Consider the following 14,586-nt stretch of genomic DNA (forward strand, 5'->3'; position numbering starts at 1 on the left):
TCCTTTGTACTCACCCTCTCGGGCTTTCCTCCGGGCTTTTCCCTTCGGTCTTGCGTTTCCGACTCTATCAGACCGTTTCCGGTCCCGATTTCCTCCGCGCTTTCCAGGTTTCCGCTTTCGCGTTTCCCTTTCCGGCGGTTCCGACTTTATCAGAAGTTCTGAGTCGGATTTTCCAGCCCTTCGGGAGTGGCTCCCGTACACGCGAAGTGTCCGGGTTCCCCCTCAGGCGGAGCCGTAAACGTACTGGAGCGGGCCGCCTCGATGCAAATCGAGGCGGCCCGCTCCAGGTTCACGCGTACGAGGGATCGTACGAGGGTCAGACCTCCACGACGACCGGGAGGATCATCGGCCTGCGCCGATAGTTGTCGGAGACCCACTTGCCGAGCGTGCGGCGGATCAGTTGCTGCAGCTGGTGGGGTTCCACCACGCCGTCCTGGGCCGAGCGTTCCAGGACCTCCGCGATCCTCGGGACCACGTCCACGAAGGCGGAGTCCTCGATGCCGGAGCCGCGGGCCTGGATGTGCGGGCCACCTGTGATCTTGCCGGTGGACGAGTCCACGACGACGAAGACCGAGATGATGCCCTCGTCGCCCAGGATCCTGCGGTCCTTCAGCGCGGGCTCGCCGACATCGCCGACCGAGAGGCCGTCGACGTACACGTAACCCGCCTGGACCTTGCCCGCGATCTTGGCCTTGCCCTCGATGAGGTCGACGACCACGCCGTCCTCGGCGATGACGATGCGGTCGTGCGGGACGCCGGTCATGGCGCCCAGCTCGGCGTTGGCCCGTAGGTGGCGCCATTCGCCGTGGACCGGCATCAGGTTCTTCGGCTTGCAGATGTTGTAGAAGTACAGCAGCTCGCCGGCCGAGGCGTGTCCGGAGACGTGGACCTTGGCGTTGCCCTTGTGGACGACGTTTGCGCCCCAGCGGGTGAGGCCGTTGATCACCCGGTAGACGGCGTTCTCGTTGCCCGGGATGAGCGACGACGCCAGGATCACCGTGTCGCCGGCGACGATGCGGATCTGGTGGTCGCGGTTGGCCATGCGGGACAGGGCGGCCATCGGCTCGCCCTGCGATCCCGTGCAGACCAGGACCACTTCGCTGTCCGGGAGATCGTCGAGCGTCTTGACGTCGACGACCAGGCCCGGCGGGACCTTGAGATAGCCGAGGTCCCGTGCGATGCCCATGTTCCGGACCATCGAGCGACCGACGAAGGCGACCCGGCGGCCGTACTCGTGCGCCGTGTCCAGGATCTGCTGGATGCGGTGGATGTGGCTGGCGAAGCTCGCCACGATGATCCGCTTGCGGGCGCTCCCGAAGACCTGACGCAGGACGTTCGAGATGTCGCGCTCGGGCGGGACGAAGCCCGGCACCTCGGCGTTCGTCGAGTCGGCGAGGAGCAGGTCGATGCCCTCCTCGCTCAGCCGTGCGAACGCGTGTAGATCTGTGAGACGACCATCCAGCGGGAGCTGGTCCATCTTGAAGTCGCCGGTGTGGACGACCATGCCCGCAGGGGTGCGGATGGCGACCGCGAGGGCGTCCGGGATCGAGTGGTTGACCGCGACGAACTCGCAGTCGAACGGGCCGATGCGCTCTCGGTGTCCTTCGGCCACTTCGAGCGTGTACGGGCGGATGCGGTGTTCCTGGAGCTTCGCCTCGATGAACGCGAGGGTCAGCTTGGAGCCGATCAGCGGGATGTCCGGCTTCTCTCGGAGGAGAAACGGGACTCCGCCGATGTGGTCCTCGTGGCCGTGCGTGAGGACGATGCCGTCGATGTCGTCGAGGCGATCCCTGATGGACGTGAAGTCCGGCAGGATCAGGTCGATTCCGGGCTGCTCCTCTTCGGGGAAGAGCACGCCGCAGTCGACGATGAGCAGACGGCCGCCGTATTCGAAGACCGTCATGTTTCGGCCGATTTCCCCGAGGCCGCCGAGTGGGGTGACCCTCAGGCCGCCTTCGGGGAGCTTGGGCGGCGGGGCGAGTTCAGGATGCGGATGACTCAAAAGACTCTCCTACCCATGCGCGCCACGTACCGGTGGGCACGTGGCGCGCATGACGTTCGTGCAAATGCAGTTATTGGGTGTGGGGTGCAGGCGCCGAAGCCCTGCGTATTGAGTTGTGAAGTCTGTTGTCAGAGCTGTACCCCGCCGGCGGCAAGATCGATCTTGAGCTGGGCGATCTCCTCGGGCGAGCACTCGACCATCGGTGAGCGCAGCGGTCCGGCGGGCAGTCCCTGGAGGGTGAGCGCGGCCTTGGTGGTCATGACGCCCTGGGTGCGGAACATGCCGGTGTAGACGGGGAGCAGCTTCTGGTGGATCTCGGTGGCCTTCTGGACGTCACCGGAGACGTACGCCTCCACCAGGGTGCGCAGCTCGGGTGTGACCACATGGCCGACGACCGAGACGAAGCCGACCGCGCCCACGGAGAGCAGCGGCAGGTTCAGCATGTCGTCGCCGGAGTACCAGGCCAGGCCGGTCCGGGCGATGGCCCAGCTGGCGCGGCCGAGGTCGCCCTTGGCGTCCTTGTTGGCGACGATCCTGGGGTGCTCGGCGAGCCTGACCAGGGTCTCGGTGCCGATCGGGACGCCGCTGCGGCCGGGGATGTCGTAGAGCATGACCGGCAGTTCGGCGGCGTCGGCGACGGCCTTGAAGTGCCGGTAGAGGCCCTCTTGCGGGGGCTTGTTGTAGTACGGGGTGACGACCAGCAGGCCGTGTGCGCCGGTGCGTTCGGCCGTGCGGGCGAGTTCGACGCTGTGGTGGGTGTCGTTCGTGCCGACGCCGGCGATGACGTGGGCGCGGTCGCCGACCGCTTCCAGTACGGCTCGTACGAGATCCGTTTTCTCCGCGTCGCTGGTGGTCGGGGACTCACCGGTGGTGCCGTTGATGATCAGGCCGTCGTTGCCTGCGTCCACCAGGTGGGTAGCGAGCCGCTGAGCGCCGTCGAGGTCGAGTGCGCCGTCCGCCGTGAAGGGCGTGACCATGGCGGTGAGGACCCGCCCGAAGGGGGTCTGCGGAGTGGAGGTCGGAGCCATGGGTAACACGCTACTCGCTGCTCAATGCGGGGTCTGCCCTAGGGGCAGGCGACAAGTCGTGACAAATATGGAGCCCGGCACTGCCTGCTCGGGGGTTCAAGCAGTGCCGGGTCCGTTTGATCAGGCTAGATGAACTTCTCTAAATGCCGCAATACGGACACTTCGCGCGGCCCATCCGTACATGTGTGCCCGATCGGCAAACAGAGGTGCGCTACGGGGCGACCCGGCCGTTGGCGTTGAAGGCGGAGTACGTGAGCGGCATGAGCTTGGCCCACTGCTCCTCCATCTTCTCGCCGACCATTTCGATCTCCCGCTGCGGGAAGGACGGGACCTTCGCCAGCTCGTGCTGGGTGCGCAGGCCGAGGAAGTGCATCAGCGAGCGCGCGTTGCACGTGGCGTACATCGAGGAGAAGAGGCCGACGGGGAGGACCGCGCGGGCGACCTCGCGGGCGACACCGGCGGCGAGCATCTCCTGGTACGCCTCGTACGACTGGCGGTACGAGTCCTCCATGGTGCGGCCGACCAGCTCCTGCTGGGCCTGGGTGCCCTCCACGAAGACGTACTTGCCCGGGCGGCCCTGCTGGACCAGCTTGCGGGACTCGCCGGGGACGTAGAAGACCGGCTGGAGCTCCCGGTACCTTCCCGATTCCTCGTTGTACGACCAGCCCACCCGGTGCCGCATGAACTCGCGGAAGACGAAGATCGGGGCGCTGATGAAGAAGGTCATCGAGTTGTGCTCGAAGGGGCTGCCGTGCCGGTCCCGCATCAGGTAGTTGATCAGGCCCTTGGAGCGCTCGGGGTCCTTGCCCATCTCGTCCAGGGACTGCTCGCCGATCGTCGAGACGCGGGCGGCGAAGAGCACGTCCGCGTCGGACGCGGTGTGCTTCACCAGCTCGACGGTGACGTCACTGCGGAAACTGGGCTTGAGGTCGTCGGCGGGAGTGTCGGTCACGGCTCGGAGGGTCCTTCCATCACGTCTCACGGGCGGCGCCCACTCTACGGCCCGGCACTGACATCGGGGCGTTCGGTGCCGTGCCGCGACATTCGTTGGCGAACTTCTGCGAATTCGGTGAAACGGGGCACCAATTGGGGCGTTCGCTCGTCTGTCTTGGTGAGAGCCACCCGTTCGATCCCGATTCGACCCCCGAGGGGAGAAGCACCACCGATGTTCAGTCGGCGCGAACCCGTCCCGTTCGCCTTCATCGCCGAGACCGACCGCTTCCGCAGCAATGTCACACCGCCGCCCCACGAGCGTGCGTCCGCCGGTCAGATAGCCGGGCGATGGCTCCTGGGTCTCACCATCGTCGCCGGAATCGTGGGCGCCCTGGTCCTCGGGATGCCGGCGCTGTCCCAGGACAACCTCTCGACACAGAACCAACAGTCCCAGGCCGCCGACAATCGCTGACCTGCCGCGCGAGTGACCTTGACTCATCCGGACCCCCAACGGTGGTGAGCCGGAACAGGGCCGGATAGCCTCACCGGGCACAGCCCACGCATGGATTCAGTGAGGACACCAGCCGTGCCCCTGCCCTTCCTTACGGCCGACCGCGCATTCGAGGCCGCGGACGAGCTCGCGCTGCCGTACGACGATCGCGACCGCTGGCGGCGCCCCTACCGGCCCGGGCCGTGGCGCGTGGCGGCGGCGGCGCTCGTGCTGCTGCTCGCGTCGTACGTGCTGTTCGCGGCGGTCATCATCGCGTTGACCGGCTCACCGTCCGAGGCCGGGGTGATCCTCGGCATCGCGGCGGTCGTCATCCTCTGTGCCCTGCGGCTGCTGCGCATGGGCGTGTGGGTGAGTGCGCGCGGGCTGCGCCGGGTGCGGTTCTTCTTCACCCTCACGGTGCGGTGGGACCGGGTCGTCGCCGTGCGCACGGTGCAGCAGCCGGTGCGCTGGCTCGGACTGCCGCGCACGGTGCAGGGGCAGGCGCTGGTCCTCGTACGGAAGGACCGTGCTCCGGACGACGTGGCCGCGCTGTTGACCACGCACGACATCGATTTCGTGGCGCGTTCCTCCGCCTTCGACCGTGCCGCCGATTCGGTCGAGGTGTGGTCCGACGAGTACCGGCGGAGCTGACCGGCCGACAGCCGTACGCCGAAGGGGCCGGTCCGCGGTGAGTGCGGGTCGGCCCCTTCGGCGTACGGGTGTTCAGGCCTGGACGGGTCTGCCGTCGTGCAGGGCGATCGCTCGCTGCATCGCCTTGCGGGCACGGGGGGTGTCGCGGGCGTCGTGGTAGGCGACGGCCAGGCGGAACCAACTGCGCCAGTCGTCCGGGGCGTCTTCCGTCTCCGCCTTGCGCTTGGCGAAGACCTCGTCGGCGGAGTCGCGGTCGATACGGCCGCCCGGGGTTCGCCTCAACTCGTCGACGGGCAGGCCGCCTTCGGCGTCGAGTTCGGCGGCGAGCTTGTTGGCGTTGCGGACGAACTGGGTGTTCTTCCAGAGGAACCAGATGCCGATCACCGGCAGGATCAGGACCGCGATCCCGAAGGTGACCGTGATGACCGTGCCCGACTGTATGAGCATGACGCCGCGGCTGCCGACCAGGACGAAGTAGAAGACCAGGACGGCGGCCGTGACGGCGTAGGTGAGTTTGGCGCGCATGTCAGCCCAGGTCCAGGAAGTGCTCCAGGCCGAAGGTGAGGCCCGGGGTCGTCACCACGCGCCGCGCGCCGAGCAGGATGCCCGGCATGAAGCTGCTGTGGTGGAGCGAATCGTGGCGGACGGTCAACGTCTCGCCCTCGCCGCCCAGGAGGACCTCCTGGTGGGCGAGCAGGCCGCGCAGGCGGACCGCGTGCACCGGGATGCCGTCGACGTTCGCACCGCGTGCCCCGTCCAGGGCCGTGGTCGTGGCGTCCGGCGCGGGGGCCGAGCCCGCCTTGGCCCGCGCCTCGGCGATGAGTTGAGCCGTGCGGGTGGCGGTGCCGCTGGGGGCGTCCACCTTGTTCGGGTGGTGCAGTTCGATGACCTCGACCGACTCGAAGTAGGGCGCGGCGATCTGCGCGAACTTCATGGTCAGTACGGCCCCGATGGAGAAGTTGGGCGCGATGAGGACGCCCGTCTGCGGGGAGGCGTCCAGCCAGCCGGTGAGCTGCGCGAGGCGTTCGTCGGTCCAGCCCGTCGTGCCGACGACCGCGTGGATGCCGTGCCGTACGCAGTAGTCGAGGTTGTCCATCACCGAGGCGGGGGTGGTCAGTTCGACCGCGACCTCGGCGCCGGACTCCGTGAGCGTCTCCAGTGAGTCGCCCCGGCCCAGGGCCGCCACCAGTTCCATGTCCTCGGCGGCCTCGACGGCTCGTACCGCCTCGGCGCCGATACGGCCCTTGGCGCCGAGGACCGCCACGCGCAGCTTGCTCATCGTTCTTGCTTCCTTACGACAGGTGTTAGGCGACGGCTTCGTGCAGACGGGCCGCCTGTTTGTCCTTGAGCGGGCCGATGACCGAGAGCGAGGGCCGCTGTCCCAGGATCTCGCGGGCGACCTCGCGGACCTCGTCCGGGGTGACCGACGCGATCCTGGCCAGCAGGTCGTCGACGGACATCTGCTCGCCCCAGCACAGCTCGCTCTTGCCGATGCGGTTCATCAGCGCGCCCGTGTCTTCGAGGCCCAGGACGGTGGAGCCCTGGAGCTGGCCGACGGCGCGGCCGATCTCGTCGTCGGACAGGCCGTGTTCGGCGACCTGGTCGAGTTCGTCGCGGCAGATCTTCAGCACGTCGTGGACCTGCGAGGGCCGGCAGCCGGCGTAGACGCCGAAGAGGCCGCAGTCGGCGAAGCCGGACGTGTACGAGTACACGCTGTAGGCCAGGCCGCGCTTCTCCCGGACCTCCTGGAAGAGGCGGGACGACATGCCGCCGCCGAGGGCCGTGTTGAGGACCCCCAGGGCCCAGCGGCGCTCGTCGGTGCGGGCCAGGCCCGGCATGCCGAGGACGACGTGCGCCTGCTCGGTCTTGCGGCCGATCAGCTCGACCTTGCCGGTGGAGCGGAGGGTGCGGCGGCCGTCGCGCGGGGCGATGGGTGCCGCTTCGGGGGTGCGGAAGGCGCCCGCCTTCTCGAAGGCCGCGCGGACCTGTCGTACGACCTTGTCGTGGTCGATGTTGCCCGCTGCCGCGACCACGAGGTGGGTCGGGTCGTAGTGCTTCTTGTAGAAGCGGCGGATGCGGTCCGCGGTGAGGGCGTTGACGGTGTCGACCGTGCCGAGGACCGGGCGGCCGAGGGGGTTGTCGCCGAACATCGTGCGCGCGAACAGGTCGTGCACACAGTCGCCCGGGTCGTCCTCCGTCATGGCGATCTCTTCGAGGATGGCGCCGCGCTCGACGTTGACGTCCTCCTCACGGATGAGGGAGCCGGTCAGCATGTCGCAGACGACGTCGATGGCGAGCGGCAGGTCGGTGTCGAGCACGCGCGCGTAGTAGCACGTGTACTCCTTCGCCGTGAACGCGTTCATCTCGCCGCCGACCGCGTCGATCGCGGAAGAGATGTCCAGCGCGCTGCGCTTGTGCGTGCCCTTGAAGAGGAGGTGCTCCAGGTAGTGCGTGGCGCCGTTCAGGGACGGTGTCTCGTCGCGGGAGCCCACGTGTGCCCAGATGCCGAAGGTCGCGGAGCGGACCGAGGGCAGCGTCTCGGTGACGATGCGCAAGCCGCCCGGGAGGGTGGTCTTACGGACCGTGCCGATGCCGTTGGTGCCCTGGATGAGGGTTTGGGTACGGGCGACGGCCCGCGCCTCCGAGGAGGTGCGGGCCGTCGTCGTGGAGCTGGTCGACGTCACTTGTCGTCGTCGTCCTTCTTGTCGTCCTCGGCGTTGTCTTCACCCTCGATGACGGGGATCAGGGAGAGCTTGCCGCGGGAGTCGATCTCGGCGATCTCGACCTGGACCTTCTGGCCCACGCCGACGACGTCCTCGACGTTCTCCACGCGCTTGCCGCCGGCGAGCTTGCGGATCTGCGAGATGTGCAGCAGACCGTCCTTGCCCGGGAGCAGCGACACGAACGCACCGAAGGTGGTGGTCTTGACGACCGTACCCAGGTAGCGCTCGCCGACCTCCGGCATGGTCGGGTTGGCGATGCCGTTGATCGTGGCGCGGGCGGCCTCGGCCTGCGAGCCGACCTGGGCACCGATGTAGATGGTGCCGTCGTCCTCGATCGTGATCTCGGCGCCGGTGTCCTCCTGGATCTGGTTGATCATCTTGCCCTTCGGGCCGATGACCTCGCCGATCTTGTCCACGGGGATCTTGACGGTGATGATCCGCGGGGCGTTCGGGGACATCTCGTCCGGCGTGTCGATCGCTTCCATCATCACGTCGAGGATGTGGAGGCGGGCGTCACGGGCCTGCTTGAGGGCGGCGGCCAGGACGGAGGCGGGGATGCCGTCCAGCTTGGTGTCGAGCTGGAGGGCGGTGACGAACTCCTTGGTGCCGGCGACCTTGAAGTCCATGTCGCCGAAGGCGTCCTCCGCACCGAGGATGTCGGTGAGGGCGACGTAGTGCGTCTCGCCGTTGATCTCCTGGGAGATCAGGCCCATGGCGATACCGGCGACGGGGGCCTTGAGGGGCACACCGGCGTTCAGCAGCGACATGGTGGAGGCGCAGACCGAGCCCATGGACGTCGAGCCGTTGGAGCCGAGGGCCTCGGACACCTGACGGATCGCGTAGGGGAACTCCTCGCGCGTCGGGAGGACCGGCACGATCGCGCGCTCGGCGAGCGCGCCGTGACCGATCTCGCGGCGCTTCGGGGAGCCGACGCGGCCGGTCTCGCCGACGGAGTACGGCGGGAAGTTGTAGTTGTGCATGTAGCGCTTGCGGGTCACCGGGGAGAGGGTGTCCAGCTGCTGCTCCATGCGGAGCATGTTGAGGGTGGTGACGCCCAGGATCTGGGTCTCGCCACGCTCGAACAGCGCGGAACCGTGCACGCGCGGGATGGCCTCGACCTCGGCGGCGAGGGTGCGGATGTCGGTGACACCGCGGCCGTCGATGCGGACCTTGTCCTTGATGACGCGCTCGCGCACCAGGGACTTGGTCAGCGAGCGGTAAGCACCGGAGATCTCCTTCTCGCGACCCTCGAACTGCGGGAGCAGCTTCTCGGCGGCGATCTCCTTGATGCGGTCCAGCTCGGCCTCGCGCTCCTGCTTGCCGGCGATGGTGAGCGCCTGGGAGAGCTCGCTCTTGACCGCAGCGGTCAGGGCCTCCAGGACATCGTCCTGGTAGTCGAGGAAGACCGGGAACTCGCCGGTCGGCTTGGCGGCCTTCGCGGCGAGGTCGGCCTGGGCCTTGCAGAGCACCTTGATGAAGGGCTTCGCGGCGTCCAGACCGGAGGCGACGACCTCCTCGGTCGGCGCCTCGGCGCCGCCCGCGACCAGCTGGATGGTCTTCTCGGTGGCCTCGGCCTCGACCATCATGATCGCGACGTCGCCGTCCTCCAGGACGCGACCGGCGACGACCATGTCGAAGACGGCGTCCTCAAGCTCGGTGTGCGTCGGGAACGCGACCCACTGGCCGTTGATCAGCGCGACGCGGACGCCGCCGATCGGGCCGGAGAAGGGCAGACCGGCCAGCTGCGTGGACGCGGAGGCGGCGTTGATCGCCACGACGTCGTACAGGTGGTCGGGGTTGAGGGCCATGATCGTGGCAACGACCTGGATCTCGTTGCGCAGGCCCTTCTTGAAGGACGGGCGCAGCGGGCGGTCGATCAGCCGACAGGTGAGGATGGCGTCCTCGGAGGGACGGCCCTCGCGGCGGAAGAAGCTGCCGGGGATCTTGCCGGCGGCGTACATCCGCTCCTCGACGTCCACCGTGAGGGGGAAGAAGTCGAGATTGTCCTTGGGCTTCTTGGACGCGGTGGTGGCCGACAGCACCATGGTGTCGTCGTCCAGGTACGCCACGGCGGAGCCGGCGGCCTGCCTGGCCAGCCTGCCCGTCTCGAAGCGGATGGTGCGGGTGCCGAAAGTACCGTTGTCAATGACGGCCTCGGCGTAGTGGGTCTCGTTCTCCACTAGCGTTTTCTCCGTTACTTGTCGTCTTTCGTCCCTCCCCGCCCGTGTGGCGGGGGGACGGTGGCGGAGAAGCGCTGTCTGGTGCGGGCCGGTCTTCGATCGAAGCACCCGGGGCTTTCCTGCCCGGGGGCCACTACCGAGGACCGGCGGCTGCGAGGCGCGCTTCTCCTCGTTCGTTGTCGTGCGTATTGCGTTGTGCTACCACACTACAAAGCGGCAGTGACACTCCGCACGTTTCCGCACGTACGGCAAAGGGAGCGGCTCCCGATCGTTTCGGGACCCGCTCCCCTCACGGCGTCTTACTTGGCGCCCGCCGCACCGCGGCGGATGCCCAGGCGGTCCACCAGCGCGCGGAAGCGCTGGATGTCCTTCTTGGCCAGGTACTGCAGCAGCCGGCGGCGCTGACCGACCAGGATCAGCAGACCACGACGGGAGTGGTGGTCGTGCTTGTGGGTCTTGAGGTGCTCGGTCAGGTCCGAGATACGGCGCGAGAGCATGGCGACCTGGACCTCGGGGGAGCCGGTGTCGCCCTCCTTCTGACCGAACTCGGTGATGAGCTGCTTCTTCGTAGCGGCGTCGAGCGACACGCGTACTCCTCGTAGTCTGAGATGTGCCACCGAGTGCCCCTGGTCCACTTCTCAGGGGAGCTTCCGTAACTCGGGAGGCGGGGATCCGCTGGGCGCTGCCTCCGGAGCGGTGAGCTCCAGGGGTGCGTACACAAACGGCCGCTACACAGCGTACCAGCCTGGGGGGATGCGTCGGTCCAGGTCCGCGAAGGCCTCCGACCGGCCGGGATACGGCCACTAGGGTGATCCGTATCTACGTGCAGACCGTAGATCACGTCGGTTCGTCGGGAAGGGGTCGCTTCGCCATGGCGGAGACGGAGCAGGAGATCAAGGCGCGCAAGGAGCGGGAGCGGGACGAGCTGTACGCCCTCGACATCTCGGGCGTCGAGTGGCGCAGCGCGCCGGGCACGGAGGAGCACGAGGAGCGCGTCGAGATCGCCGACCTGCCCGACGGGGCGGTGGCGATGCGCTCGTCGCTCGACCCGGAGACCGTGCTGCGGTACACGGAGGCGGAGTGGACGGCCTTCGTGCTGGGCGCTCGGGACGGCGAGTTCGATCTGGAGCCGGCTCCGGACAACGGGGGGCCGGGGGCGGACGCGTAGCGCCTTCGCGCGAGGGGGGTGGGGGTCGGCCGAGGGTTCGGCCGGCCCCCACCTCCGTCGCGTGCGTACGTGCGGGGCTGCGGCTACTTCACCGCCATGCTCTCGATGCCCAGGACGAGATAGACCCACTTGGGCTGACCGGCGGCGGGGCCCTCGGCCTTCTTGACGCCGAAGAAGATGCGCCCGTCCTGGACGACGATGTCGTTGTAGTCGGTCATCGTCATCAGGTCGGCCTCCTCCGGCAGGTCGAAGTAGAGGTACGGGGTCTCCTTGCCCGTCTCCGGATCCAGGCTGACGAGCCCCGAGGGCATGATGTGCTGGTCGGTCACGCGCACGGCCAGGAGCTTGTCGCCGCTCATCCGTACCGGATACAGGAGCGAGCCGGGGCCGGAGTCGAACTTCATGGTGGTTTTCCCTGTCGCCAGGTCGAAGCCGATGAGCCAGTTGGAGTTGACCAGCTCACCCGACTCCTTGCTGCGCAGGAAGACCTGGCCGTCGCCGACGGCGATGGTCGGGCAGTCGTCGATGGTGAGGTAGTCGTCGTACGAGCACTCGCCGACGTAGGTGCCGTTCTGGAGGCGGACCACGGCGCGGATCTTGCCCTTGGCGTCGAGGGAGAGCATCTCGGAGATGCCGATCTCGCCGGCCTGGACGGCCAGGACAGGCGGCTCGGCGGACGGGATGTCGAGGTCCCGGATCCCCTTCGCGGCGGAGTACGTCCACAGGACCTTGCCCGTCTCCGGGTCCACCTTGCGGGCCTTGTAAGTGGTGGCTTCCAGCGAGCCGAGAGGGGCGTCGTCGTGGTAGCACTCCTGGCGGATGAGCAGCGCACCTCCGCCGGCGGCGCCCATGTCCTGGCAGGAGCCGGTCGACGTCGTCTCCCACAGTCGCTCCCCCTTGTTCATGCTGTACGCGTCGGTGCCACCTCCCCAGGTCACCACGACCGTGCCGTGCGTCAGGGTCACGCTCGGAGTGTCCTCGTCGTCACCGCCCGTCGCGAGGCCCGTATCGTCCCCGAGCTTGGAATAGGGGAAGTCGGTCTCCCAGACCTCGCTGCCGTCGTCGAGGTCGAAGAAGGCCACGTGGTTGCAGTAGGCCCCGCCCCGGTCGTTGGCCCGGAACAGGACAGCCGTGCGGTTCTCGCCGTTCACATGGCGCGTGTAGCCGCAGATCGGGCCGTCGAGGGGGAGCTTCCACTTCTCGTCGCCCGGGACGGCGTCGGTGCCGATGCCCAGGCCGATGACGGTTTTGTTGATGCCCTTGGCGAGGATCTTGTCCGTGGCCCACATGCCGGGCATCTGGTACTCCTCGCCCGGGCTCAGGTCGTCCACCGAGAAGCGGAGGGCCATCTTTCCGGTGGTACTCGCGGGCTGTTTCTCGACGGTCTCGCGGACGTCGAGGCGGCGCTGGCTCGCCGCTGGGGCGTTGTCGGTCGTCGTCTCCGTCTTGTCGTCGCCTCCGGCCACCAGCAGGCCGGCAGTGCCCACGGCCGCGACGAGAACGATCGCCAGCAGTCCGAGCAGCCTGTTCCGGCGGCGCTTCTTGCGCTCGTCCTCCTCGGCGAGGGTGGACTGGGTGTACATGGAGGGAGGTGGGCCGAAGCTCACGCGGACGAATCCTTTCGTCGCCTGTTCGCGGGCATACGTCTGTTCACGGGCATACGTCTGCTTCTCGTCGGCTGTCCCCTACAAGAAGCTGTCCTCTACGAGAAGCAGACGCCGGGTCAGCTCGTCAGCGAGCGGACCGTCGCGTACACGTCGAAGACGGCGAGTGCCAGCGGCACCAGCGTCAGCAGGACGAAGCCCTCGGCGATCTCCAGGAAACGCCCCCAGAACGGGGTGAGACCACTGCGCGGGACGATCAGGCCGAGCGCGGTCACGAGCGCGGTGGCCGCCGCGATCGCCGCGACGAGCCAGACCGTACGGATGTCGAGGCCGCCGCGGTCGCCGCGGAGCGCCTCGTGGATCAGGGAGTTCGGCGGGTTGAGCGCGAGGCCCAGGCCGAGCAGCACGAGGGAGCCGAGTCCGGCGGCCAGGACGGGGGCGACCTGGGCGGTGTAGCGGAAGAGGTGGGCGCGCATCAGCAGCGCGACACCGGTCGCGAGGGCGAGCAGCTGGGCCCAGACGTCGTCGGAGAAACCGAGGACGGCCGTGGCGCCGACGGCGGTGACCGCGCAGCCGCCGACGAGACCGACGAGGAGTTCGTGGCCGCGGCGGGCCTGGGCGGCGACGCGCTTGGTGTCGACCGCCTCCTGGACTGCGGGCTCCGCGCCGTATGCGCTGCGCGGGGCGGTGTTCGGGGGGTCGAAACCGATCGGCAGGCGGGCGAAGCGCATCGAGAGGCCCGGTAGGAAGGCCAGCGCGCCGACCGCGACCGGGGCGCACAGGGCGGAGATCTCGGACGGCGTCCAGTGGGCCCGGATCGCGATGAACGCGACGATCAGGCCGACCGCGGACGCGAAGACGAGGGCGACGAACGGCGCGTCCCCGCCGGGCGAGCACAGGGTGAGGACGACGGCGGCCACCAGCACGGCCGCGCAGGCGAGGAGGAACTGCAGTTTGCCGATCCCCTGGCCGTCGGTGAGCGGCAGCAGGCCCGAGCCGGCCACCCCGATGTTGGGCAGAGCGCCGAGACCCAGCGCGATGGCGGAGGCCCGGTCGTCGTAGACCCGGGCGCGGACGCAGGCCAGGACGACCAGCAGGACGCCGACGACCGCGGCGAGGATGCCGGGCAGGCTGTTCATGTCGTGGCGCGGGTCGGCGGTCCAAGCGACGAAGGCGAGCAGGGTCGGCAGGACACCGCCGCCGACGAGGCCGGCGGCGCGGGTCAACTCGCCGCTCCACAGCGTGTGTTCGCGGGTCACCGCGGCCGAGACCGCCTCGGACACGTCGTCGAACACGGCCGGCGGCAGTGACTCGGAGAAGGGGCGCAGGGTGAGGAGTTCGCCGTCGAGAATGCGCTGGGCGGCGAACGTGCGGGAGCTGTCGAGGACGGTGCCGTCCCGGCGCACCAGGTGATAGCCGACCGGGGCGCCCTCGGCGGGGCTCTGCCGGGAGAGCCTGAGGATCTCCGGATAGATGTCGGCGACCGGGATGTCGTCGGGCAGTGCCACGTCGATCCGACTGTCGGGCGCGACGATCGTGACCCGGCAGAAACCAAGTCCCGGGCCGGTGCCGACAGGGGCTCCGGTACCGGGCCCGCCCGCCGCGGAGGCCGTGATGCTCACCTGCTGCTCCCCCTTGATGATGATTGCGCGTCTGCGTCGTGAAGGTGTCGCGCAGCACGTCCCGCAGACCTTCACATCGCGCGGAATGCCCTGTTTTTCCAGCCTGGTTGGCGTGTGCTCACGCGAACATCCGGCACCCTACCGCTCACCCGTCCCGCGCGAAGTCAGTAGGATCGCGCGGCGGC

At 68.6% G+C, this 14,586-nt stretch carries 13 protein-coding genes; 3 read left to right on the top strand and 10 right to left on the bottom strand.

What is annotated here, in order from left to right; genetic code table 11:
- Window positions 1-316: 316 nt before the first annotated feature.
- The 3 genes from AB0I69_RS18315 to thyX all read right to left on the bottom strand — a co-directional run bounded on the left by AB0I69_RS18315 (window position 317) and on the right by thyX (window position 3,982).
- Window positions 317-2,002 carry a ribonuclease J gene (locus tag AB0I69_RS18315; RefSeq protein ID WP_363096665.1) on the bottom strand — a complete coding sequence of 562 codons (1,686 nt, stop codon included), beginning with the start codon at window positions 2,000-2,002 and terminating at the stop codon, window positions 317-319.
- Between the two features lie 128 nt (window positions 2,003-2,130).
- Window positions 2,131-3,030, bottom strand: coding sequence for a 4-hydroxy-tetrahydrodipicolinate synthase (gene dapA / locus AB0I69_RS18320; protein WP_363096666.1), 900 nt, complete (start codon window positions 3,028-3,030; stop codon window positions 2,131-2,133).
- Between the two features lie 211 nt (window positions 3,031-3,241).
- Window positions 3,242-3,982, bottom strand: coding sequence for an FAD-dependent thymidylate synthase (gene thyX / locus AB0I69_RS18325; protein ID WP_363096667.1), 741 nt, complete (start codon window positions 3,980-3,982; stop codon window positions 3,242-3,244).
- Between the two features lie 213 nt (window positions 3,983-4,195).
- Here thyX and AB0I69_RS18330 point away from each other — a divergent pair, with 213 nt between their 5' ends.
- Together AB0I69_RS18330 and AB0I69_RS18335 are read left to right on the top strand one after the other, a co-directional pair.
- Window positions 4,196-4,435 carry a hypothetical protein gene (locus tag AB0I69_RS18330; RefSeq protein WP_363096668.1) on the top strand — a complete coding sequence of 80 codons (240 nt, stop codon included), beginning with the start codon at window positions 4,196-4,198 and terminating at the stop codon, window positions 4,433-4,435.
- Window positions 4,436-4,549: 114 nt separating this feature from the next.
- Entirely contained in the window at window positions 4,550-5,104 is a 555-nt protein-coding gene (locus AB0I69_RS18335) for a hypothetical protein (RefSeq protein WP_363096669.1), read from the top strand.
- A 72-nt stretch (window positions 5,105-5,176) separates the two neighbouring features.
- On the opposite strand, the gene AB0I69_RS18340 is transcribed toward AB0I69_RS18335, so the two are convergent.
- The 5 genes from AB0I69_RS18340 to rpsO form a co-directional block, all read right to left on the bottom strand.
- Window positions 5,177-5,629, bottom strand: coding sequence for a hypothetical protein (locus AB0I69_RS18340; protein ID WP_363096670.1), 453 nt, complete (start codon window positions 5,627-5,629; stop codon window positions 5,177-5,179).
- A 1-nt stretch (window position 5,630) separates the two neighbouring features.
- Entirely contained in the window at window positions 5,631-6,383 is a 753-nt protein-coding gene (dapB, locus tag AB0I69_RS18345; protein WP_363096671.1) for a 4-hydroxy-tetrahydrodipicolinate reductase, read from the bottom strand.
- A 25-nt stretch (window positions 6,384-6,408) separates the two neighbouring features.
- Window positions 6,409-7,788, bottom strand: a complete 1,380-nt coding sequence (locus AB0I69_RS18350) for a pitrilysin family protein (RefSeq protein WP_363096672.1) — start codon at window positions 7,786-7,788, stop codon at window positions 6,409-6,411.
- Entirely contained in the window at window positions 7,785-10,007 is a 2,223-nt protein-coding gene (locus tag AB0I69_RS18355) for a polyribonucleotide nucleotidyltransferase (RefSeq protein WP_363096673.1), read from the bottom strand. The genes AB0I69_RS18350 and AB0I69_RS18355 overlap by 4 nt, the downstream gene beginning before the upstream one ends.
- 299 nt (window positions 10,008-10,306) lie before the next feature.
- Window positions 10,307-10,594 (bottom strand): 30S ribosomal protein S15, encoded by a 288-nt coding sequence (rpsO, locus tag AB0I69_RS18360; RefSeq protein ID WP_019075416.1) that lies wholly within the window; start codon window positions 10,592-10,594, stop codon window positions 10,307-10,309.
- 284 nt (window positions 10,595-10,878) lie between these two features.
- On the opposite strand from rpsO, the gene AB0I69_RS18365 reads away from it, so the two are divergent.
- Window positions 10,879-11,175 (top strand): DUF397 domain-containing protein, encoded by a 297-nt coding sequence (locus AB0I69_RS18365; RefSeq protein WP_363096674.1) that lies wholly within the window; start codon window positions 10,879-10,881, stop codon window positions 11,173-11,175.
- 83 nt (window positions 11,176-11,258) lie between these two features.
- On the opposite strand, the gene AB0I69_RS18370 is transcribed toward AB0I69_RS18365, so the two are convergent.
- Window positions 11,259-12,782, bottom strand: a complete 1,524-nt coding sequence (locus AB0I69_RS18370; protein WP_363096675.1) for a PQQ-binding-like beta-propeller repeat protein — start codon at window positions 12,780-12,782, stop codon at window positions 11,259-11,261.
- Between the two features lie 116 nt (window positions 12,783-12,898).
- On the bottom strand, window positions 12,899-14,401 hold the full coding sequence (eccD, locus tag AB0I69_RS18375; RefSeq protein ID WP_363096676.1) for a type VII secretion integral membrane protein EccD: 1,503 nt from the start codon (window positions 14,399-14,401) through the stop codon (window positions 12,899-12,901).
- Window positions 14,402-14,586: the final 185 nt, after the last annotated feature.

This window comes from Streptomyces sp. NPDC050508 (genome assembly GCF_040655155.1).
Lineage (GTDB): Bacteria > Actinomycetota > Actinomycetes > Streptomycetales > Streptomycetaceae > Streptomyces.

Bases quoted from the DNA above. Each gene is read 5' to 3' on its own strand.
- dapA (WP_363096666.1), bottom strand. From the start codon at position 3,030: ATGGCTCCGACCTCCACTCCGCAGACCCCCTTCGGGCGGGTCCTCACC.
- AB0I69_RS18330 (WP_363096668.1), top strand. From the start codon at position 4,196: ATGTTCAGTCGGCGCGAACCCGTCCCGTTCGCCTTCATCGCCGAGACC.
- AB0I69_RS18340 (WP_363096670.1), bottom strand. From the start codon at position 5,629: ATGCGCGCCAAACTCACCTACGCCGTCACGGCCGCCGTCCTGGTCTTC.
- dapB (WP_363096671.1), bottom strand. From the start codon at position 6,383: ATGAGCAAGCTGCGCGTGGCGGTCCTCGGCGCCAAGGGCCGTATCGGC.
- AB0I69_RS18365 (WP_363096674.1), top strand. From the start codon at position 10,879: ATGGCGGAGACGGAGCAGGAGATCAAGGCGCGCAAGGAGCGGGAGCGG.